This is a genomic window from Pseudomonas sp. NPDC089569, assembly GCF_050280625.1.
Classification (GTDB): Bacteria; Pseudomonadota; Gammaproteobacteria; order Pseudomonadales; family Pseudomonadaceae; genus Aquipseudomonas.
This window is the reverse complement of the sequence record NZ_JBNNVQ010000008.1, coordinates 106,772-128,789: the sequence shown is the minus strand read 5'-3', so window position 1 is coordinate 128,789 and position 22,018 is coordinate 106,772. Positions and strand designations below refer to the sequence as shown.

19 protein-coding genes are annotated in these 22,018 nt (G+C 61.3%); 5 read left to right on the top strand and 14 right to left on the bottom strand.

Features of this window, described 5'->3' with window-relative positions:
* Positions 1 to 148: 148 nt before the first annotated feature.
* Complete coding sequence (locus tag ACQKP2_RS06390; RefSeq protein WP_427575293.1) at positions 149 to 670, top strand: GNAT family N-acetyltransferase; 522 nt, start codon at positions 149 to 151, stop codon at positions 668 to 670.
* A 1-nt stretch (position 671) separates the two neighbouring features.
* Here the strand turns inward: ACQKP2_RS06390 and ACQKP2_RS06385 are convergent, their stop codons facing one another.
* The gene (locus ACQKP2_RS06385; RefSeq protein ID WP_427575292.1) at positions 672 to 1,364 is read right to left on the bottom strand and encodes an aspartate/glutamate racemase family protein; all 693 of its coding nucleotides are present in this window, start codon (positions 1,362 to 1,364) and stop codon (positions 672 to 674) included.
* Positions 1,365 to 1,442: 78 nt separating this feature from the next.
* Here ACQKP2_RS06385 and ACQKP2_RS06380 point away from each other — a divergent pair, with 78 nt between their 5' ends.
* The 3 genes from ACQKP2_RS06380 (at position 1,443) to ACQKP2_RS06370 (ending at position 4,655) form a co-directional block, all read left to right on the top strand.
* On the top strand, positions 1,443 to 2,222 hold the full coding sequence (locus ACQKP2_RS06380; RefSeq protein WP_427575291.1) for a helix-turn-helix domain-containing protein: 780 nt from the start codon (positions 1,443 to 1,445) through the stop codon (positions 2,220 to 2,222).
* Between the two features lie 280 nt (positions 2,223 to 2,502).
* Entirely contained in the window at positions 2,503 to 4,176 is a 1,674-nt protein-coding gene (locus ACQKP2_RS06375; RefSeq protein WP_427575289.1) for a nitrite/sulfite reductase, read from the top strand.
* The gene (locus tag ACQKP2_RS06370; RefSeq protein WP_427575287.1) at positions 4,173 to 4,655 is read left to right on the top strand and encodes a DUF934 domain-containing protein; all 483 of its coding nucleotides are present in this window, start codon (positions 4,173 to 4,175) and stop codon (positions 4,653 to 4,655) included. Before ACQKP2_RS06375 ends, ACQKP2_RS06370 begins: the two co-directional genes overlap by 4 nt.
* A gap of 121 nt (positions 4,656 to 4,776) precedes the next feature.
* On the opposite strand, the gene ACQKP2_RS06365 is transcribed toward ACQKP2_RS06370, so the two are convergent.
* From ACQKP2_RS06365 to ACQKP2_RS06305, 13 genes are all read right to left on the bottom strand, one after another.
* Positions 4,777 to 7,140, bottom strand: coding sequence for a tetratricopeptide repeat protein (locus ACQKP2_RS06365; protein WP_427575285.1), 2,364 nt, complete (start codon positions 7,138 to 7,140; stop codon positions 4,777 to 4,779).
* A gap of 194 nt (positions 7,141 to 7,334) precedes the next feature.
* On the bottom strand, positions 7,335 to 9,839 hold the full coding sequence (locus ACQKP2_RS06360) for a fused MFS/spermidine synthase (RefSeq protein WP_427575283.1): 2,505 nt from the start codon (positions 9,837 to 9,839) through the stop codon (positions 7,335 to 7,337).
* Positions 9,840 to 10,032: 193 nt separating this feature from the next.
* Positions 10,033 to 11,607, bottom strand: a complete 1,575-nt coding sequence (locus ACQKP2_RS06355; protein ID WP_427575281.1) for an arylsulfatase — start codon at positions 11,605 to 11,607, stop codon at positions 10,033 to 10,035.
* Between the two features lie 73 nt (positions 11,608 to 11,680).
* Positions 11,681 to 12,706, bottom strand: a complete 1,026-nt coding sequence (locus ACQKP2_RS06350; RefSeq protein WP_427575279.1) for an HAD family hydrolase — start codon at positions 12,704 to 12,706, stop codon at positions 11,681 to 11,683.
* Positions 12,703 to 14,118: a hypothetical protein gene (locus ACQKP2_RS06345; protein ID WP_427575277.1), complete on the bottom strand. Its 1,416-nt coding sequence runs from the start codon at positions 14,116 to 14,118 to the stop codon at positions 12,703 to 12,705. Before ACQKP2_RS06345 ends, ACQKP2_RS06350 begins: the two co-directional genes overlap by 4 nt.
* Positions 14,115 to 15,695 carry a VWA domain-containing protein gene (locus tag ACQKP2_RS06340; protein WP_427575276.1) on the bottom strand — a complete coding sequence of 527 codons (1,581 nt, stop codon included), beginning with the start codon at positions 15,693 to 15,695 and terminating at the stop codon, positions 14,115 to 14,117. Before ACQKP2_RS06340 ends, ACQKP2_RS06345 begins: the two co-directional genes overlap by 4 nt.
* Before the next feature lies 1 nt (position 15,696).
* Positions 15,697 to 16,689, bottom strand: a complete 993-nt coding sequence (locus ACQKP2_RS06335; protein ID WP_427575274.1) for a vWA domain-containing protein — start codon at positions 16,687 to 16,689, stop codon at positions 15,697 to 15,699.
* The gene (locus ACQKP2_RS06330; protein WP_427575272.1) at positions 16,676 to 17,257 is read right to left on the bottom strand and encodes a DUF4381 domain-containing protein; all 582 of its coding nucleotides are present in this window, start codon (positions 17,255 to 17,257) and stop codon (positions 16,676 to 16,678) included. The genes ACQKP2_RS06335 and ACQKP2_RS06330 overlap by 14 nt, the downstream gene beginning before the upstream one ends.
* Positions 17,254 to 18,189, bottom strand: coding sequence for a DUF58 domain-containing protein (locus tag ACQKP2_RS06325; protein ID WP_427575271.1), 936 nt, complete (start codon positions 18,187 to 18,189; stop codon positions 17,254 to 17,256). The genes ACQKP2_RS06330 and ACQKP2_RS06325 overlap by 4 nt, the downstream gene beginning before the upstream one ends.
* Entirely contained in the window at positions 18,186 to 19,166 is a 981-nt protein-coding gene (locus ACQKP2_RS06320) for an AAA family ATPase (RefSeq protein ID WP_427575269.1), read from the bottom strand. The genes ACQKP2_RS06325 and ACQKP2_RS06320 overlap by 4 nt, the downstream gene beginning before the upstream one ends.
* Positions 19,167 to 19,183: 17 nt before the next feature.
* Positions 19,184 to 20,131, bottom strand: coding sequence for a SphA family protein (locus tag ACQKP2_RS06315; protein ID WP_427575268.1), 948 nt, complete (start codon positions 20,129 to 20,131; stop codon positions 19,184 to 19,186).
* Complete coding sequence (locus tag ACQKP2_RS06310; RefSeq protein ID WP_427575267.1) at positions 20,128 to 20,304, bottom strand: hypothetical protein; 177 nt, start codon at positions 20,302 to 20,304, stop codon at positions 20,128 to 20,130. The genes ACQKP2_RS06315 and ACQKP2_RS06310 overlap by 4 nt, the downstream gene beginning before the upstream one ends.
* 550 nt (positions 20,305 to 20,854) lie before the next feature.
* Entirely contained in the window at positions 20,855 to 21,280 is a 426-nt protein-coding gene (locus ACQKP2_RS06305) for a YciI family protein (protein ID WP_427575266.1), read from the bottom strand.
* Positions 21,281 to 21,444: 164 nt separating this feature from the next.
* Here ACQKP2_RS06305 and ACQKP2_RS06300 point away from each other — a divergent pair, with 164 nt between their 5' ends.
* Entirely contained in the window at positions 21,445 to 21,885 is a 441-nt protein-coding gene (locus ACQKP2_RS06300; RefSeq protein WP_427575264.1) for a polyketide cyclase, read from the top strand.
* Positions 21,886 to 22,018: the final 133 nt, after the last annotated feature.

Sequence of the window (22,018 nt, the reverse complement as noted above, 5' to 3'; positions counted from 1 at the left end):
GTCTGGTTCGCGGGCAAGCCTCGCTCCTACAGGCGAACAACGATAATGTGGTGCGAAAGCTTGACCGTGAGTATCTACAGGGAAACTCGCCAGTATCGAGGGTGGCGTTATAGAGTGACCACCTGTCTGTCTCAAGGATGAATCACCCATGCCTGCCACTGAAGCTGCCATCACTCTCGAACGTCTCAATGAGTCCCACCTCGAAGGCATCGCTGCGATTTATCATGATCCGGCTGTCACCCGGCAGACGCTGCAGTTGCCGTTTCCATCCAGCGAAAACTGGCGCAAACGCCTGGTGCCGGAAAACGAGCGGATGGTGCAACTAGTGGCTTTGCACCAGGGGACGGTGATCGGCTACATCACCCTCGAGCAGTTTTCCCGTACCCGTCGCAGTCACGCCGCTACTTTCGGCTTGAGTGTCGCACTGGCATGGCAGGGCAAGGGCGTCGGTTCGAAACTGTTGGCGGCAGCACTGGACGTCGCCGACAACTGGATGAACCTGCGGCGAATCGAACTGACGGTTTTTGCCGACAACGAGGCGGCCATCGGTTTGTATCGCAAGTTCGGTTTCGAAGCCGAGGGCGTGTTTCGCGACTATGCAGTACGCGACGGTGTGTGGGTGGACACCTTGAGCATGGCGCGCCTGCGGCCAATGCCCAAGGTCGATTGAGTCACTCGTCCAGGGCAAACGCCACCGCCGCGCGAGCGTGCAGTTCCGTCGTGTCGAGCAGGGGCAGGGCGCTGTGCTCGGGTTTGATCAGCAGGCTGATCTCGGTGCAGCCGAGAATGATCGCCTGGGCGCCACGGCGGGTCAGCGACTCGATGATTTGCCGATAAACCTGCCGTGACGCTTCGCTGATCACCCCGACACACAGTTCTTCATAGATGATCCGGTGTACGGCCTGGCGTTCATCGGCATCCGGCACCAGTACATCCAGCCCCATCGATGCCAGGCGCTCCTTGAGGAATGCCTGCTCCATGGTGAATGCGGTACCGAGCAATCCCACCTTCAGTGCGCCGGCTTCGACCGCGGCCTGGCCCGCCGGGTCGGCGATGTGCAGAAACGGTATGTCGATGGCAGCCTGAATCTGCCCGGCCACCTTGTGCATGGTGTTGGTGCACAGCACCACGCAATCGGCGCCCCCGGCTTGCAGCCGTTGTGCCGCGTCCACCAGGATCTGCGCGGCATCGTCCCAGCGTCCGGCGTGCTGGGCCTGTTCGACAGGGCCGAAGTCGACGCTGTACATTAGCAATTTTGCCGAACGCAGCGGGCCGAGCCGATCGCGTATCTGCTGGTTGATAAGGCGGTAGTACTCGGCGCTGGACTCCCAGCTCATGCCGCCGATTAGGCCGATGGTGCGCATGATGTGCTCCTGTGGATGGCAACCCTTTGTGCCAGAGTCTTGCGTGAATCTCGACGTCGATCTATCAGGAAATTTCACATGCCCCAAATCCTGAGCCAGGACCTGCTGGGTGGGCGGCTGTGCCTGCAACTGTTGCCCAGGGCGGCCTACAGCGCACGTGATCCGGCGCAATGGCAATCCCTGGGGCTAACCCTGGAGCGGCAGCGGGGCGTGCATGCGATCGATTCGGACCATCGGGTCGATTTCGACACCTTGCCCGGTGTGCTGGCCTTCACCCCGGTCGGCGTGGAGGTTTTTTCCGAATCGGCAAGCGGCGGGGAGTACCTGCTGCTGCGTGTGCACGAACCACTGGCCAACCTGCATTTACCTGTGGTCGACCACCGTGTGCAATCGCACGGTAACCGCCAGGCGCTGATGCTCGGACATGAAATGCGCCGCCTGCTGCTTGACCCGCAGGTGGACGTTATGGCGCTTGAACAATGCGCACTGGCATTGGTGGGACTGGAGCAGTCGTCGGTGCATACTCCGCCAAGTGCCGTTTCCACGGCGTTTTGTGCCGTGCTGGAGCAGATTGCCGAACAATTCCACGAACCCCTGACCCTTGAACAGCTGGCGCAGACATACGGCCACAACGAACTGCGCCTGTTGCGCGATTTCACTCGGGCCACCGGCCTGACACCCCATGCGTATCTCGTCCAGACCCGATTGCGGGCGGCGCGACGGTTGATTGAAGTCACTGACCGGCCATTGTCCGATATCGCCCTGGACGCCGGGTTTTCCCACCAGTCCCACATGGGCAGCGCCTTTCGCAAACACCTGGGTATGACGCCAAGTCAGTACCGCGCGCGCATTGGTTGAAAAACAGACGCTTGAAAAGCTGATGAGTGCGGATCAGATGTCACTACCGTCGGTGGACACTGAACTTGCGCTGATATGGTTTTTTGTCATCAAGGTGAGTCTGTAACGGGTCGCGTTGCAAGCTCATAGTCGCTACCTCCCCTCTGTAGGAGCGAGCATACTCGCGATGGCGGCCCGGACTCCACGGGCATCCAGGCAACCCGCGTCATCGTTGTCGTCCATCGCGAGCGTGCTCGCTCCTACAGAGGGGAAATGTGCCCAACCCTGATGAGGTAGCGAGATGTATCAGTACGATGATTACGACCGGGCGCTGGTATTGGAGCGGGTGGCGCAGTTTCGCGATCAGGTCGGGCGTTACATGGCCGGTGAGTTGAGCGACGAAGAGTTTCTGCCGCTGCGCCTGCAGAACGGCCTGTACCTGCAAAAACACGCCTACATGCTGAGGGTGGCGATTCCCTACGGCACCCTGAGCGCCCGGCAAATGCGTACGCTGGCCAGCATCGCCCGGGATTACGACCGCGGTTACGGCCATTTCACCACCCGGCAGAACATCCAGTTCAACTGGATCGAACTGGCCCAGGTGCCGGACATCCTCGAACGCCTGGCGCAGGTGGAGATGCATGCGATCCAGACCTCCGGCAATTGCGTGCGCAACATCACCACCGAAGCCTTTGCCGGGGTGGCGGCCGACGAAATGATCGACCCGCGACCGCTGGCGGAGATCCTGCGCCAGTGGTCGACCATCAACCCGGAATTCCTGTTTCTGCCGCGCAAGTTCAAGATCGCCATCTGTTCGGCGGAGCAGGACCGGGCGGCGATCATGATGCATGACATCGGCCTGTACCTTTACCCGGGTGACGACGGGCAAATGCTGTTGCGGGTCATGGTCGGCGGCGGACTGGGGCGTACGCCGATCCTCGGCTTGCAGATTCGCGAAGACCTGCCGTGGCAGCACTTGCTGTCCTATGTCGAGGCGGTATTGCGGGTGTACAACCGCCATGGCCGGCGCGATAACAAATACAAGGCACGGATCAAGATTCTGGTCAAGGCATTGGGGATCGACGCATTTGCCCGGGAAGTGGAGCAAGAGTGGCAGCACCTCAAGGACGGCCCGGCACAATTGACCCTCGATGAGTTCGAGCGTGTGGCCACAGCCTTCGTGAAACCACCCTATCGTGAGCTCGGGGACGTGAACCTCGAGCATGGTACGCATCTGGCCAATAACCCGGCGTTCGCTCGCTGGGTGCTGCGCAACGTCCAGGCGCACAAGGTGCCGGGCTACGTCAGCGTGGTGCTGTCGACCAAGCCTGGCGTGTCTGCGCCGCCGGGGGATGTCACGGATGCGCAGATGGACGCGGTGGCCGATTGGTCCGAGCGCTTCGGCTTTGGCGAGATCCGCATTGCCCATGAGCAGAACATCGTCCTGCCGGATGTGCCCGGGGCCGATCTGTTCGAGCTTTGGCGCCTGGCCTGCGAACACAACCTGGGCAGCGCCAACGCCGGGTTGCTCACCGACATCATCGCCTGTCCCGGAGGCGACTTCTGCGCGTTGGCCAATGCCAAGTCGATCCCCATCGCCCAAGGTATTCAGGCGCGCTTCGAAGACCTCGACTACCTGCACGATCTGGGCGACATCAGTCTCAACATCTCCGGTTGCATGAATGCCTGCGGACACCATCACATCGGCAACATCGGCATTCTGGGCGTCGACAAGAATGGCAGCGAGTGGTACCAGGTCACCCTCGGTGGCGCCCAGGGCAAGAACAGCGCGCTGGGCAAAGTGATCGGCCCGTCCTTCAGCGCCGAACAGGTGCCGCAGGTGATCGAGCACATAATCGATACCTTTGTGCGTTATCGCGAAAGCGAGGAGCTGTTTGTCGATACGGTGCAGCGGATCGGGCTGGAACCCTTCAAGGAAGCGGTGTATCCGAAAGTGCCGCAGGTGTCGACATGAATAATCTGTTACGCCTGGAGCAGGGGCGCGCGCGGATAGTCAACGACGATCCCTGGACGCTGGTGCGGCACGTTGAAGGGGAGGTGCCTGGCGGCCCGCTGATCCTGCCGCTGGCCCGCTGGCTGCAAGACCCACAGCAACAGGGCGTGTGGCTGGGGCCGGACGATGAAGTGGAAAGCCTCAGGCCCTGGCTCGCTCGACTACCCTTGATCGCCCTGGATTTTCCCGACTTTCGCGACGGACGCGGCTACAGCCAGGCGTATCTGCTGCGTACGCGCCTGGGCTGGACCGGGGAGCTGCGTGCCATCGGCGATGTCCTGCGCGATCAGTTGAGCCACATGCGCCAATGCGGTTTCGACAGTTTCGCCGTGCGCGAAGACAAATCCGCCGAGGATGCGTTGAAGGGGCTGGCGGGAATGAGCGTGCAATACGGGCGTTCGGTAATCGAACCGAGGCCGCTGTTCCGGCGACGTTCATAACATCACCACGCCCCTGTAGGAGCGAGCACGCTCGCGATGGCGACCCAGACACCGCGGGGATCCAGACAGCCCGCGTCATCATTGACGACCATCGCGAGCGTGCTCGCTCCTACAGGGGGCTTTATTTCAGGGCAGGGTCCCCCATGTTCATTTTCTTCCAGCCCTGCAGCAGGACCTGCGCCTTGGGTTCCTGACCGCTGTCGAGGTAGTACTGAATCAGCGACAGCCGCGCATTGCGGTTGGCGGGTTGCACTTTCAACAGCCTTTCCAGTTCTTCGCACGCGGCATCGACCTTGCCGCTGTCGTGCAGCGCCACGGCCAGTACATAGCCATATTGCGGGCTCTGCGGCTCCAGCTGCGCGGCCTTGTGCAGGAACGGCATGGCATCTGCCGTCTTGCCGGCGCGAATCAACGACAGGCCCTGAGTGTGCTGCAGCAGGGCTGCGTCCGGGTGTTCCTTGAGCGCCTGTACCAGGAGTGCCTGCGCCTCCTGGCCACGGCCGTTGGCTTCCAGCCACTGCACCAGCGTCACCAGTGCCGGGTAGAAGTCCGGATCACGCTGGAGCGCGGTGCGCAGCAGGCCTTCGACCTCGCCGCCACGCCCGCTGGCCTGATACAGCAACGCCAGGTTGAGGTTGGCCTCGGCGCGTTCGGCCAGACTCTTTTGCACCGCCTCGTACTCGGCGATGGCGGTGTTCCAGGCATCCTGGGCAGTGCCCAGACCGTTGCGCGCCGAGCTGAGCAAGTCCCGCGCGGCGGCAATGCGCACGGCCTTGACCGGGTCGGAAAGCAAGGGCCCGAGCAGCGTGGCACGCTCCTGTGGTTGCAGGAATGCGCTCACCGCGTGGATGGCACTTTCACGCACCTGGGGAGCCGGGTTGCTCAAATCCTTGCCGGCAAGCTTCAGCGCCTGTTCGCTGGGGTACATCGGCAATTCGGCCAGCAGCGTCGCCCGTTGAATCGCCGGCAAATTGCTGCGTTGTAACTGCTCGTACAAGGCGAGTGCCGCGCCCGGCTGGCCATGGCGGATCAGCCACAGGCTTTCGTCGTAGCGTGGCGCCTGCGCTGCGCTCGCTACGCTCGCTGTGGTCCACAGCTTGAACTGTTCGGTGACCTTGTCACCGGCCTTGCCCTGGTGGCAGTTCAGGCAGGCGTCCGGCGTCCCCAGCCGTTGTGCGCGCTCGGGGTTGGGAATGCTGAAACTGTGGTCATGGCGGAAATCGTTGACCATGTAGAACTTGCCCGGCATGTGGCAATCCACGCACTGCGAACCCGGCTGGCCCATGGCATGGCGGGTGTGTTCGACGGAGTCGTAGTTTTTCGCTTGCAGGCCCTTGCCATCGACACCTTCGATCGGCGTCTTGCCCGCTGTGTTGTGGCATTGCAGGCAGACACCGTTGCCGGATGCCTTGAGTTGAGTGCTATGGGGATTGTGGCAATTGCTGCAACGCACGCCCTTGTCGAACATCTTGCTCTGGGCAAAGGAACCTTGCTCGAACACCTCGTCCTTGATCTTGCCGTCCAGTGCATACAACTCGCGGGTCAGGACGCTTGGCAGGTAATCGTCCATCAGGCGCTTGCCAACGGTGAACCCATCGCCCAGCGGCGCGCGGCGCGAGTGGCAGCGCGCGCAGGTTTCGATTTCCACGGTGGCGTTCTTGTCCTTGAGGTCGACGGCAAACCCGGCGTGGGGCAGATCGGTTTTTTTCGTCGCCCATTCAAGATGATTGGATGCCGGACCATGGCAGGCCTGGCAGCCGACACCCAGGCTGTTCCATTGACTGTCGAAGGTGTTTTTTGCCGCATCGAAATTGCGTTTGTAACCGGTGGTATGGCACTCCACGCACATGAAGTTGGCGTTCTGGCTCGGCTTGCTCCAGTGCAGCGGGTCCTTGAAGTTCACGCCCTGGCCGGGGTAGAGATGAAACCAGCGCTGCTTTTCGCTATCCCAGGCCACGCCCAGGGCTTGCAGGCGACCTTCGCCCACGTCGATCAAATATTGCTGCAAGGGCGCAATGCCAAAGGCATAGGCCACCTTGAAGTCGGCATTCTTGCCATCGATGCCGGGGGTATTGACCCAGAACCCGTCGTCCTTGCGTGAAAAGCGGGTGGTTTCGTTTTCCGCCTTGAAAGTGACGTCCTTGAAATCGCCCAGGACGGTCTCGGCGCTGGCCTGCTGCATGGCCAACTGGTGATGGGAGCCTTGCCAGTCCTTGACCTGGGCGGCATGGCAGCCCAGGCATTGTTGCTCATCGACCATTTTCGCCGGGGCCGTGGCGACGACAGTGGTTGGCGCCTTGACCGGTTGCACGGCAGGCGTACTGGGCGGAGTGTAGGCCACGGGCGCGGGTGTGCTGCTCAATAAAAACCAGCCGATGCCCGCCACAGCCAGGAGCAGGGCGGCAATGGCGATGGGATACAGGTAGCGATTGATCGTGGACGGTTGTGAATCAGGCTTTGCTGCTTTGTTTTTATCGTTCGGCATTGCGACTTCCGTAGTCCAGGTCCGATTGCCTTCAGGCGCGTTCAGCACGTTGAAGCTTTGCCGGATGACCGGCGTGTGTCAAATGGTCATGTATTGGGGCGGGTGCCCCCATCGCGAGCAGGCTGGCTCCCACAAGGTTTGCCAACAACTGTGGGAGCGAGCCTGCTCGCGATGGCGATTTGTCAGGCGATGCCCTATTGCCCGACAAACCATCGATAGTACGGATTGGCCGAGTCCCCGCTCATGACCTCGCGAATATCACTGGCCCAGGCATCCCTATCGCCGTCGTAGGCATGCAGGCTGGCACGATAGAACTGCATCAGGCGTTTGTGGTGCGTGTTCATCCGTTCGATGAAACCGTCATCGGCGTTCACCAGTGGCGGGGCGCTATGGGTGCCCAGCAACACCGGCAGCACCCGGGTGATTTCCTTCGCACGGACCCACGGCGCGTACTCGATGCGCGGCTGGTCATCGGTGACCGGCAATGCGTCGGCGGCAAAGCGTTCGAGTCCGGCACGATCCGTCACCCAGGTGGCGAGCAGGGCGGCAGCCGAGCCGATACCGACATCCTGCAAGGTACTGCGCACGCTCTCCTGCTGGAAGCGTTGACTGATTTTCGCGGTATCCAGCTCGATCGGCTCCAGCGAGCCCACCAGCAGCATCTCGTGGAATTCGCTGGTCCACAGCGTGGCGTAGGGGAACACATCGAGGAAACTGCGTACCAGCGAGCGAGAATCGTCGATGTTCTGCGTCGACAGCGGCAGCCATTGGGCGACCAGGCCCTGTTTCTGCAAACGGCTGGCGGCCAATTGATAGAAGTCCCGGGAATACAGATTGACCACGCCGGCAGCGGAAGGCGGTGGCGGCTCCAGGGTGATCAGGTCATAGCGCTGCGGGTTGCGCAGCAGTTCCTGGCGGCCATCGCGCAGGCGAACGTCGACGTTGGGGTCGCTGCCGGCATTGAAGTTGCCCTTGAACAAGGGCGCAGCCTTGACCACCGAGGGCAGCAGTTCGGCGACGACCCGGTGTTCCAGGCCCGGATAGCGGGTCAGGGCGCCGGCGGTGATACCGGTGCCGAAACCGATGACCAGCGCCGAGCGCGGCTCGGCGTTGTGGATCAGCAGCGGCAACAGCGCCTGGATGCGCATGTAGCGCAGCGACGGCATGGCATCGCCAGTGTTCGATACACCCTGGATGTACAAGCGCTGGAAGGCTTTCTCCCCCTTGCCCTGAGACACCACCGCGACCGTGCCACCGCGCCCCTCCTCATAGAACGTCAGGGTGCCGTTGCGGGCGCCGGGCAGCAGGCCGGCGAGTTTGTCCATCGGCGTCAACACAGCCAGGGCGACGGACAGCAAACCAAGCGCGGCCACTGCCTGGCGCCGGCCTTTCTTGACCCCATGGCCCTTGCGCACGGCGAAATAGCCGATGCCGGCGGCGACGATGGCCAAAAGGCCCAGTGTTCGCACCAGGCCCAGCAGCGGAATCAACACGAAACCGCACAGCATCACCCCGACAATCCCGCCCAATGTGTTGAATGCGACCACCGCGCCGACATCGCGGCCCACTCGCTCGTGGCCGACACTCAAACGCAGCGCCAGCGGGAATGCGGCGCCAAGCAGCAAGGTCGGAACGAACACGATGCTCAAGGCCGCCACCGCGAAACGTGTGCTCATGCCGGCCAGCTCGCTGCCACCCCATGACAGCACCCAGCCTTCTGCCAGGCTTTGCGCCACGATCAGCCAGCGGCCGAGCAAGGCCATTTCCAGCAGCGCGATCAATCCGGCACCGGCGATCAGCAGGCCGAAGACACCCCAGGGATCGCGCAGGCGATCGATCCGCCGGGCAAGCAGCGCACTGCCCAGGAACAGCCCGGTGAGGTAGGTCGCCAGCACCACGGCAAAGGCATAGGTGCGGGTACTCATGAATTGCACGATCGATTGCGACCAGACCACCTCATAGCCCAGGGCCACGCCACCGGCGATGGCGTACAGCCACAGCGCGGTGCGGTCCGGCGCTTTCTCGGCGTGAGGCTTGTGGGCCACTTCATCCTGCAGCGGCTGTTGGCGCTGTAGCCACAATGCCCCGGCGGCGGCCAGCAGATTGAGCATCGCCGCGGCCATGGCGCTGCCGCGTACCCCGAGGGTCGCAATGAGCACGAAAGCGGCGAGCAAGGTGCCAACAATCGCCCCCAGGGTATTGGCCGCGTACAACTGGCCACCGGCCTTACCGGGGTTGGTCGCCAGCGAGCGCACCAGCACCGGCAGGGTGCCGCCCATCAACACCGCAGGCATACCCACCAACGTGAACGGCAACACCCAGGCCAGCAGGCCGACCTGTTGTTGCAGCCAGGCGAAGGGGCCGGCGGCCAGGCTCAAGGCAACCGTTGCTCCAACCCCAAGCAGCGCCACCAGCACCTCGAGCCCGGCATAGAGCAGGACCGGTTGCCGCAAACGGTCGGCCCAGCGCCCGAACAGCCAGCCGCCAATGGCCAGGCCGGCGAAGAACGCACTGATGCCGGTGGTGATGGCAAACACCTCGACGCCGATCACCAGGGACAGCTGCTTGATCCAAAGCACCTGATACACCAGCGCGGCAGCGCCGGAGATGCACAGCAACACAGCGGGGATAAACAGTGCCGGGGAGGCGACTTGAGGAGCAGGTATGGCCGACGACTTGCTGGCTACACGTGACGACATTGAGGTTTGCCTTGTTCTTGTTCAAATAAGCCTGCGACTGTTGCGGCCCTTTTGCGAGCAGGCTCGCTCCCACACTGGATCTTCGCCAATACAAAATCCCTGTGGGAGCGAGCCTGCTCGCGAAGAGGTCGACACGGTCCCAAGTCGAAAGCAGGGCCGCTCGCCGATGAAGGCGAGCGGCAGTCAAACGGTCTTACTGTGCAGCTTTCATTTTTTCAGCAATTTTCGCATCTACCGCAGCGCGGACCTGATCGATACTGAAGCTCGCCGGGCGCTGGCTCGGCGGGTAGTCGACAAAGGTCTGCAGGAAGGCTGCAGCTTTCATCGTGGCATTGAACAGCAGGTAGTCGTTTTTGGCCAACCAGTCGTAGTACTGGTCAGACACAACGTCCGCACGTTCGTACGGGTCCATCCTCAGATTGAAGAGTTTGGGAACGCGCAGGCAGACGAAAGGCTCACTCCAGACCTTGAAACCACCTGGTTGACGTTGCTCGCAAAAGACCACTTTCCAGTCGTCATATCGCATGGAAACCAGTTCGCCATCATCGTTGAAGTAGTAGAACTCGCTACGAGCACTTTTGTTGGCTTTGCCGGTCAGGTAGTCCAGCTGGTTGTAACCGTCCAGGTGGACCTTGAAGTTCTTCCCTCCGACATCGGTCCCCTTGAGCAGGCGCTCCTTGATATCGGTATCGCCCACTGCGGCCAACAAGGTCGGGAACCAGTCCAGTCCGGAAAACATCTGGTTGGAGACTTCGCCAGCCTTGATCTTGCCCGGCCAGCGAACAATCGCCGGAACCCGGTAGGCACCTTCCCAGTTGGAGTTTTTCTCATTGCGGAACGGCGTGGTCGCCGCGTCCGGCCAGGACCACTGGTTCGGGCCGTTGTCGGTGGTGTAGACCACGATGGTGTTGTCGGTGACTTTCATGTCATCGAGGCTTTTGAGCAGCTTGCCCACATCACCGTCGTGTTCCAGCATGCCGTCGGCATACTCGTTGCCGGCCATGCCGCTTTGACCCTGCATCGATTCACGCACATGGGTAAAGGCGTGCATGCGCGTGGTGTTCATCCAGACGAAGAACGGCTTGTCTGCCTTGACCTGCTTGTCCATGAAATTGATGGCGGCCTGGGTGGTCTCGTCATCGATGGTTTCCATGCGTTTCTTGTTCAGCGGCCCGGTGTCCTCGATCTTGCCATCGGCGAAACTGTGGATCACCCCGCGTGGTGAGGCCGCCTTGACGAATGCAGCATCATTTTTGGGCCAATAGGGGCGCTCGGGTTCTTCTTCTGCGTTGAGGTGATACAGGTTGCCGAAGAACTCGTCGAACCCGTGGTTGGTCGGCAGGTATTCATCCTTGTCGCCCAAGTGGTTCTTGCCGAACTGGCCGGTGGCATAGCCATGGGCCTTGAGTGCCTGGGCAATGGTGACATCCCTCGCCTGCAGGCCGACGGGTGCACCTGGCACGCCCACTTTGGACAGGCCTGTTCGCAGAGGCGACTGTCCGGTGATGAATGTCGAGCGTCCGGCCGTGCAACTGTTCTCCGCGTAATAGTCGGTGAACATCATGCCTTCCTTGGCAATACGGTCGATGTTTGGCGTCTTGTAGCCAACGACTCCCATTGAGTAGGCGCTGATGTTGGTCTGGCCAACGTCATCGCCGAAGATCACCAGGATGTTGGGTTTATCGGCGGCCACGGCAGTTGCCGAGATCGCCATCACCGAAGTCGCCACCAGGGCGAGCTTGGGTAACCACTTGCGTATGCGAGTCATATGACTGGCTCCTTATGCTCACTAGCGTCGCGTGGTGCGACAAACGTTTTTTGCGGTCCTGCGTCACGCTTTGTTATTGCACTTGCTTGGGTGTGGCGTCGTCGTAGGGGTAGATCCGGCGCCATTCCGACGCCATGTCGACGACTGTCCAGCCACGTTTGTTCGCCTCGTCCAGGGCCTTGTCCAGGCGACCGATCTGCGATTGACGGTCATAGGCCCATTCACGCGTGGCGTCGGTGTGGTGGACCAGCCCCATGAAGCGCTTGCCGGGACCGGCGGCGGTCCACTGAAGCATTTGCAGATCGCCGTCGGAATTGCCGAAGGCGAGAATCGGCCGGCGCCCGATCACGGCGTCGATGCTTTCCGGTTTGCCCGGGCCGTCATCGTTGTGGGCCAGTTTGGGCGTACGCAGGATCGACGCTTTGCCGTCGTTGATTGAGAACGCCGTGACAAATGTCGTGCCGATGACCTGCTCGGGCGGGATGCCGTAGACCTTGTCGGCGAAGGCGCGCATGAATCCGGTGTCGCCACCGGAGACGATGTAGGTTTTGAAGCCCTGGCTGCGCAGGTAGTCGAGGATTTCCAGCATCGGCTGGAAGATCATTTCGGTGTAGGGCTTGCCGGTTTTCGGGTGACGGGCCTGGGTCAGCCAGGTCCTGGCGTAGTCGTCGAAGGCTTCGGTGGTCATGCCGGTGTGGGTGGCCCCGACGATTTTCAGGATGCCTTCCATGCCGCTGGCCGCCAGCGCCTTGTGATCGTTTTCCAGCACGGCCTGGAACGGTTGGGTGGTTTTCCATTCCGGGTGCTGTGGCGCGAGGCGTTTGATTTCTTCCATGGAAAACAGCACTTCGAAGTACATCGGCTGTTCGCTCCACAGGGTGCCGTCGTTGTCGAACACGGCGATGCGCTCTTCGGGTTTGACGAAGTCCTTGCTGGTCTGGTCGGTGACGGCCTGGACGAACTCGATAATGTTTTTCTTCGACGGACCGTCATTCCAGGACGCCAGTGGCTCGGCGGCATGAGCCAGTAGCGGCAGGCTCAGGGCCAGGGCCAGCAACCATGCAATTCCATGAAATTGACGCGGCACGATCGGGTTCATTCCGGGAAATCCTTCTCATGAATGGGGTTGAGTGGTCGCAGCGCAGGAGCGACTGTTTCCTGATTGGAGGCGGCCTGACTATGCAGCGTAGACAAGGATTCCTTGAGTTGCTTCAAGGCCGGATCTCTGGTCGGTTCCCGTCCATAGCAGGCGCGTAGCAGCGTTTGCAGGCGAGGACCGATGCCGGTCAATCTCAAGCCCTTGCGACTGCGTCGGGTCCACAGGTAGAGGGCGCTCAGCTGTGGCGGTGTGCTATCAATTTGCGCCGGAATTTGCCGCCAGGCGTAATCGCTCGAAGCCAACCACTGGTCCTGCCGGGCGCGGCGCCGTGCCTGCAAGCGCAAGTACGCACGATGGACCCATGGACGCGCAAACCAGGCGAGCAATGCCACACCCACCAAAGCCAGGGGCAGCCACAGGGCAAGTCCTGACAGATGCAGGCGATGCTGCCGGCCGAGTTTTTTCAGGTCTTCACTGATCGAGAACACCGGGCGATAGCCACTATTGGCCGCTGCCTCGAAGTCCACGGCGGGGACTTTTGCGATGCGGGTCTGTTGACTACTTGTATCCCACCATTTCACTTCGACGGGCGGCAGGCTGTGGTGGCCTTCGCGGTCGATCCGGTAGCTGGCGCTGTCAATGCGCTGGCCACCTGTGAAATGGCCACGACCGTCATCCAGCGCTTGCACCTGCGGGGCTTTCGGGTAACGGCTCAGCCCCTTGATATCGCCCAATTCGGGCGTTGGCAAAGACATGGCCAGGGCGCCGTCCGCTTGCAGGGTCAATTGCCGGGTCAGGCTGTCACCCACTTTCAACGGCGTATCCGGCTTGATGATGGTTTGGGTGAGGCGCAATCCCTGTGCAACCAGCACCGGGTCGCCAGGCTTGAATCCGGGTGGTTCAGTGGCGGTAAAGTGCAGGGGCTGGCTCTGTGCGCTGAGTTCGGCAGCGGCCTGGCCGGGCGTGGCGCGCACCGTCAGGGCAGGAATGTCGTAATCCTGCGCGGCGTTGGGTGTGATCAGGTAGATGAATCGCATGCCACTGAACGAGGTGCCGTTCTGCGTCTGGTTCAGGTGTTCGGCATGACCGTCCGGCGGCATCACCAGCGCACCCGGCAACTTGAGGTCGGGCAGGGTGGGGGCGTCGGTGAACCAGGTGTCGGTGAGGACATCCAGTTGCAGTTCGACAAGGCCGCCGACCATGGGAGACGTGGCGGGTTGCAGGGTGGCCTGGACCTTGAGCACGGGGTCGGCGGCCAGGGTGTTGAGGCTGATCAGGGCAATGAGCAAGCCGCAAATTTTTGTGGCGACAGAGCGACCGCCATCGCGAGCAGGCTCGCTCCCACAACGCGGATCGACTGTGGGAGCGAGCCTGCTCGCGATGGCCGCGACCGGGTCTTGGAGGTCGCTCATGGCTTGCCTCCCGCCTGATCCTGCAGGCTGAACTTCTGTTTCAGGAATTTCGCCGGCGAGGTGCTGAGGTTCTGCAACCACTGCTCATCCGATGTCGCCCGTTTGCTTTGCAGCGGTTTGCTCTGGCCCTTACCCGGTGCCTTGTCCATTTTGATTTCGTCGGGCTTGATCTTGGGGGCGCTCTTTTCTGCACTTTCGGTGTCTTTCTGCAAAGCCATGGCCAGGGCCAGGTTCGCGCTGGCTTCCGGAAACTGCGGTTTTAATTTCAATGCCTGGGTGTAGGCCGCAATGGCCTCGTCAAACTTGAAACGGCGCACGTAGATATTGCCCAGATAGAAATACGCCTCAGGGGTTTGCAGGCGCGCGAAGCTGGCCAGTGCCAGGTCATAGTCGGCGGCGTTGTAGGCGGCGATGCCTTTCCAGTAAGGATCGACAAACAGTGCGGCAGCCCGTGGGAAGTGTTCGTGCTCGAAGGCCCAGCGGCCTTGCTGATCCGGGGTGAAGAAGGCATCGGTGAGCGCATTGGCGTGCGCGGGTGCCGGTTGCAGCCCCAAGCCGATGGTCAGCAGCAGGCCGGCCATCCAGTTCACGCTCCAACCCTTGCGTATGCAGAGCCATCCGATCAAGAGCAGCGGCCAGCACAACCAGTAACCAGCATCTTTCCAGTGCAGTTCCTTTTGATCAGCGCTTGCGCTCTGGAAATGCTGTTCTGCATGCAGCTCGACCCAGTCCAGATCATCGTTGTCGAGCGTCAGGCTGCCCAGGGGCGCATCCAGTGTTGAGGCGAGCTGCTTGAGCGCGGCCTGATCGAAACTGCCCAGCGCCGGACGACCATCGCTGTTGGTGCGTGTTTGCCCACCGGCATTGCGGATGATGCCGCCATCTTCGCTGCCGACCGCCAGAATCAGTACCTGCAGGTCGCTGTCCTGCAGGTGTTTGTCCAGCCCGGTCAGTGCCGAGGTGTCAGCCCCGTCAGTGATCAGCAGTAGCGTTCCCGGTGTCTTTTCAGCGGCCAGCAGGCGTTTGGCCTGATCGATGACCCCACCGACGTCTTTTCCCGGTTTGTCGATCAGTTCGGTGCCCAGCGCCTGGATAAAGGTATCGAGCAAGGCCGGATCGTCGGTCGCAGGCAAAACCAGGTGGGCGCTGCCGGCGTAGGCGATCAGTGCGTTGCGCGCACCGGCACGGCGCGCAATCAGGTCATGCAGTTTGTGTTTGGCCGCTTCCAGCCGGCTCGGCTGGACATCGGTGGCGTCCATTGACGGCGACAGATCAATGGCAAAGATCAGCGGCGCGCGGTTCTCCAGGAAATCCGGTCGGTCCTGCTCCCAGGTCGGCCCTGCAGCGGCCAATGCGCCGAACGACAGCAGTGCGCTGAGCAAATGCACCGGACGCAGCCATTGGTGATCCTGCGGGGTGATCAGCAGGTGTGGGAGCAAGTGTTCGGCGATGTTGCCGCGCAATTGTCGCTGCAGATCACGGCTGCGACGCCATAGCAGTGGCAGCAGGGCGGCGAAAGGCAGCAGCAGTAACCACAGTGGACGCAGGAAATGAAAGTCGCTGAGATTGATCTCCACCTCACGCCTCCTGCCGCTGGCGCGCCACGACCAGGCGCGGACGTAGCAAGGCGCCCAGGTGATAGAGCGCCAGAAGCATGAGTGCAGCGCCCAGAGGCCACCAGAACAGATCCCGTTTCGGCTGGTGGCTGAGGGTTTTCACCTGGTGTGGCGTCAGTTTGTCGAGGGTGCTGTATACCTGATCGAGTGCGCTGCGGTCTTCGGCCCGGAAGAATTTGCCACCGGTGGCGCTGGCGATTTGCTGCAAGCCTTGAAGGTTGACCCGGGACTCTCCGGTCGCACCGGGATCGCCGATGCCGATGGTGTGGATGACCACGCCCTTGGCTGCTGCCATCGCCGCCGCGTGGTCGGGGGTGATTGCGCTGCTGGTGTCATTGCCGTCGGTTAGCAGGATCAAGACTTTTTCCTGCTCCCGGGCTTGCTCCAAAAGCTTCAGGCTCAAACCAATGGCATCGCCTATGGCCGTGTTGGGGCCGGCCATGCCAATGCCGGTATCGTCCAGCAACAGCGACAGGCTGGCGTGATCCAGGGTCAAGGGAGCCTGGGGGTAGGCGCCGCTGCCGAACACGATCAGGCCCAGGCGATCGTCCTTGCGTTTATCGATAAAGCCATGCACCACGTCCTTGACTGCTGCCAGACGATTGATTTTCTGGCCGTTGACGTCGGTAAAATCGGTGGTCTCCATCGATTGCGAAATGTCGATGGCCAGCATCAGGTCGCGTACCGGTTGCTGGCGCTCGATGGGTTTTTCCACATAAACCGGCCGACAGGCTGCTGCCAGCAACAGCGCCCAGACAATCAGGCTCAACAGCAATTGCCACCGGTTACTGCGTGTGCCGGTCTGACTCGGCACCTGGCCGATTGCGCGGCTCATGGCGGCGAAGAACGGCACCCTCACGGCACTGCGCGCTTCCCGGTAATCGGGCAGGTAGCGATAACCCAGCCATGGCAACGGCAGCAGTAAAAACAGCCAGGGGTAATCAAACTGCCACACGATGATGCTCCACCCAGGTTTTGCAGGTCATGAACAGTCGCTGGCGCTGCTCGTTCGGCAAGGCGAGCAAGACGGCGTCCGGCGCATAGGCCAGCAGTGACAGTTGTTGGCCAAAGTCATCCGGCAAGGGCTGTTTGATGTGCCGTTGCAAAAATGCCTGCCAATCCTTGCCCCCCAATGCACTAGGATCCTGTAGGAGCGAGGCTTGCCCGCGAAGCAAACGCTGCGGTCCCTCAGGTAAACCGCGCAATCGTTCTTCGCGGGCTAGCCTCGCTCCTACAAGGGGTGAGGTCGGCATTGAGAGGGCCACGCGCTTGAGCACCTCCGCAAGCTCGCGCAGCGCACTCAAGTCATTACCACGCTGTTGCAACTGCGCCAGTCGCACCAGCGCTTCACGCCGGTAACGATCACGCCGCCACTGCCAGTAACGCCGGGCCCCGAACAGCAACACTGCACCGATCAACAGCCCCAGCAACACCCACCAGCCCCAGGTGTGCGGCGCATAGCTGACAGGAGCAGGCAAGGCCATTTCCTTGAGTTGCTCGATGCTCGGCACGTTGGCGTTCATCGCGGGCCCTCGTTCAACTTGCCCAGTTCAGTACGCAACTGTTCATGCGCCGGGCTTGCGGTGCTGAACATCATCAATGGCACTCGGCTACGCCGCAGCAGGGTGGCGACGTCCTTGAGTCGTCCGCTGAGAAAGTCCCCCAGTGGCTGGTGCACCTGCCGGCGTTCCACCGCCAGTTCCACCTGCAACTGGCCTTGGGTCACCAGCAAGCGGCCGTTCTTGGGCAGGTTCAGCGCCAGCGGATCATAGACCTGCATGGCGATGACATCGTTGTGCGCCGTCAATTGCCGCATCAGTTGCAAGGTGCGTTCACCGGCACCGGCAAAATCGCTGACGATACAGATCAGATGGTCGTGTCCGGCCAGGGCCAGGCATTGCTGCAACACCTTGTCGAGCTGGTCCTGGCCTTCGGCGTCGGGGCTGGTCGCGCTCAGCTCCAGGTTTTGTGAAGCGATGCGACTGCACAGCGCTTCGACCCGTTTGCGGCTGCGCAGGGGGGCAACGGCGTCGATGCGCAGGTCGTTGAATACCAGCCCTCCGACGCGGTCACCGGCGTTGAATACCATCCACGCCGCCAGGGCGCCGAGCTCGGCGGCGAGTGCGGATTTGAAGCTGCGTTGCGAGCCGAAAAACATGCTCATGCGCTGATCGACCAGGATCAATGCCGGGCGATCGCGCTCTTCGGTGAAGGTGCGCACCACCGGTTTGCCGGTACGCAACGATGCGCGCCAATCGAGGTGACGCAAATCATCGCCGAGTTGATAGCGGCGCAGCTCGTCGAAATTCAAGCCACGGCCCCGCAGGCGCGAGGCATGGTTGCCGGCCAGGATGCTGCCCCGGGGCTGGCGCGATACAAAACTCAAGTCACGGGCCTTGAACTCCAGCGCCATCAACTGCGCCAGGGAGACATAGACCAGGCCGTCGTAGTTCATGCGGGAATCGCGACTTTGTCGAGCAAACGGTCAAGCACCTGATCGGCACTCACTCCGTCGGCCACGGCGTCGTAGCTCAATTGCAGGCGATGGCGCAGCACCGGGTGCACCACGGCGCGCACGTTGTCCGGTGAGACGAAGTCCTGACCCTGCAACCAGGCATCCGCACGGGCGCAGCGGTCCAGGCCGATGCCGCCGCGAGGGCTGGCACCGATGGCGATCCAGCGAGCGAGGTCGGCGTCGAAGTCGGCGGGGTAGCGAGTGGCGTTGATCAGGTCGATCAGGTAGCGATCAATGGCCGGGGAGACATGTACCGCGCTGACTTCCCGGCGCGCGGCGAAGATCACTTCCTGGGTCAGTGAAAAGCCCTGCGGCGCAGTGGTGTTGGTGCCTTGGGCCTGTTCTTCGTCGCGCAGCAGGCGCAGCACCTGGCTTTCGTTTTCGGCGGTGGGGTAATCCAGCAGCACCTTCATCAGGAAACGATCCATTTGCGCTTCGGGCAGCGGATAGGTGCCTTCCTGTTCGATCGGGTTCTGGGTCGCGACGACGATGAACAACGACGGTAATGCATGGCTGTTGCCGGCGACGGTGATCTGGCGTTCCTCCATGGCTTCAAGCAATGCGGCCTGGACCTTGGCGGGGGCACGGTTGATTTCGTCGGCAAGGATCACGTTGCCGAACAACGGGCCCGGCTGGAAACGGATTTCGTTTTTCCCTTCGACCTGATGCAGCACTTCGGCGCCGGTGATGTCCGACGGCAGCAGGTCCGGGGTGAACTGGATGCGGCTCATTTTGGCATCCAGGTGCCGGGCCAGCGCTTTTACCGTGCGGGTCTTGGCAAGGCCCGGCAGGCTTTCCAGCAGCAAATGCCCGTTGGCCAAAAGGCCAAGCAGGATTTGCCGAATCACCCGGTCCTGGCCCAGCACGGCCTCGGCGATGCTGGCCTGCAGGGCGTTGAGGTCATTGAGTGCAGTCATTGGGGGGTCCTCGTTGCCTAGAAAAACGCCAGCGTCATGTTGAGCGCAACGCCATTGCCTTCAGGCCGGTTCTTGGTGTCGAACTCCGGCACCCAGCGCAGGCTGATATTGGCCTGTGCATCGGCAAATTTTCCGGTCCAGCCCACCACGGGTCCGGCGCCTACCGAGCGTCCACGGAAACCACTGCTTGCGCCTTCGCCGCTGTCGTCGTTGATCTGCTGGATATAGCCCCCCACCAGGCCGGCGGCCCAGCCATTGCCAAAACCGTGGGTCCACAGGGCGTCGAAGGTGAACAGATCGCCGTTCTGATAATCGGTCTTGTCGTTTTCGGTGTAGAACTCAAGTCCGCTGGACAGGGTGAATTCGCCGCCCTTGCCATCCAGATGGGTGAACGCCACGGTGGGCATGAAGGTGTAGGTGTTCTGGCCGCCGTTTACCAGGCGATTGACGTCGTAGGCACCCGTAGGCACATAGATCGGCAGGGAAAACGAGATGTGGTTGACCGCATCGAAGTGGTAACCCGCTGCGATGGGGGTCACCAGCATGTCCGCGAACTGGGTGGCCTGGTCGTTGGTGCCCAGTGTTCGACCCCGGGGACCGGTGATACTGACCGAAACGTCGGCGTATTGAACCGGCACACCGATGGCCGAGGCATAGTTCCAACTGCCCTTGCCGGTATCCCATATGTGGGTGAAGTTGGCGACGGTGTAGGAAACCTTCAGATCCAGGCCGGTACTCAGGTCGCCGCCAATCGGCACCTGAGCGCTGCCCTTCAAGTCCCCTTCGTACCAGATGCTGCTCAGTGACATCACCCAACCCGGTTCCGGCGGCACAATCCCGGCGTTGGAGAACACCAGTTGCCCGGTGATCGGGCGACCGACGCCGCCCTCGACCGCCAGCACCAATGGGCTTGAGCCAGTCACGCACATCACCAGCAAGGCGCGCATTACAAAAGGTCTGGTCATGGCTTGATCTGCACGCTGTTATCGAAAGTCTGGACACCTTGAAGGGAGTTGTGCGCCAAGGCCGGCAAGGGTTGTGAATTGTCGATGGTCTTTACCTGGTCATGAGCACCGACTCCGCAACTGACGAACATCGTCATCAGGCTGAAACCAACTGCGCGAAGGGCAACTTGCATAGTTCAATCCTTAGTATTCGAAAATGACGTAGTGCCTGGCGTGAGCGTGAACAGGCCTGCGATGGAGGCGTTCGGGAGAGTGAATCGCAAATTCCACACGGTGCCGCCACCCGGATGGAGGGGGCGGGTCCCGGCGAGGTCAGTGAAGTGTTGTGGCGTGTCGTCAAGCGGCAGGTTCACTCCCCGCATGGGGCGCGGAGGGTTGCCGGTGTAGCGAGCGTCCTGCGGGTGAAGGAAGAATACGAACGAAGTCGCCCACGCAGAGGCGTGTATCCCCATTGTGTACATGACGACTCCCCGGTTCCCTGGTGACCTGTTTGAATGAGCCGGCACTGGCGGCCGTTGCTGAGAACTATTTCCTGTCAAGCCTGCAGGACACGTTTGTTGACGCTAGCAGCTAACGGCCAATTAGCCAGTCGAAGGGATTAATTCGTTGGTTTTGCGTACAGAAAACCTGTTGGTTTGTGTACTGGAAAACGGAGGGGAAGGAGGCGGGGTGTTTCAAGGGGAGGTTCCCACGCCGAAGCGTGAGAACGCCCCGATTCCGGCGTCAGATGTTTTTTGCCTGCGCCCGGATGCGCTCTTCCTGTTCGCGCAACTCCGGAGTGAATTCCGCGCCGAAGTCTTCGGCCTCGAACACCTGGCGAATCTCGATTTCGGGTTCGGTGCCCGGCATCGGGTTGGGGCAGCGCTTGAGCCATTCGATGGCTTCTTCTCTGGATTTGACTTTCCACAGCCAGAAGCCGGCGATCAGTTCCTTGGTTTCGGCGAAAGGACCGTCAATGACCGTGCGCTTGTCTCCACTGAAGCGTACCCGTGCGCCTTTGCTGCTGGGATGCAGGCCTTCGCCGGCGAGCATGATGCCGGCCTTGACCAGTTCTTCGTTGTAGTTGCCCATGGCGGTGAGCAGTTCTTCGCTGGGCATGATGCCGGCTTCGGAATCCTGACTGGCCTTGATGATGATCATGAATCGCATGGTGCTATCTCCGCAGGAAATGAAAGATTCACTGTATGGTCGCTTGGCGATTTGCCAAATCGACACTGTTGCAAAAAGATTCGCCGACGACCGCTCACCGATTTACTTTCGACTGGCATTTGGCTATTTGGTAGTCCCTTCATCGACCAATGGAATGTGTCCCCATGCCTACCCTGGAACTCACCACGCTGATACCTCGCCGCACACCGGCGCAGGTGCTTGATTTTTGTCTGGATGGCGTGAATTTTCCAAAGATTTTCCCTGAACGCGTCACGCCGCTGGGGCATGTAGACCCTCATGATTTGCGCATCGAAGCGGGCCGCCAGTTCCGCTTTCGGCACTGGATGTTCAATGCCGTTCCGGCGAACTGGACGGTGGTGATCCGTGAAGTCAGCGACTGTCATTTCGTCGATGAAATGCTCAAGGGGCCGCTGCGTGCCTTTCGTCATGAACACAGGGTAGCGGCGGGAGAGGGCGGTACGCTGTACAGCGACCGAGTGACCTATTCGGCCATTGGCGGTGCGCTGATGGAGAGGCTGGTGGTCAATGCCTACATGCGGCGGATATTCGAAGCACGGCATCGCAATATGCTGAAATTGTTATAGGCGTCGCGGCTTGCCGGCGAAAGCGGCCTGACGTCGTGTGGCGATCACGAAAGCGCGTTCGCCGGCAAGCCTGGCTCCTACGGCGAAGACGGCCTTACGTCATGCGTCGCCATTGAAAACGCGTTCGCCTGTA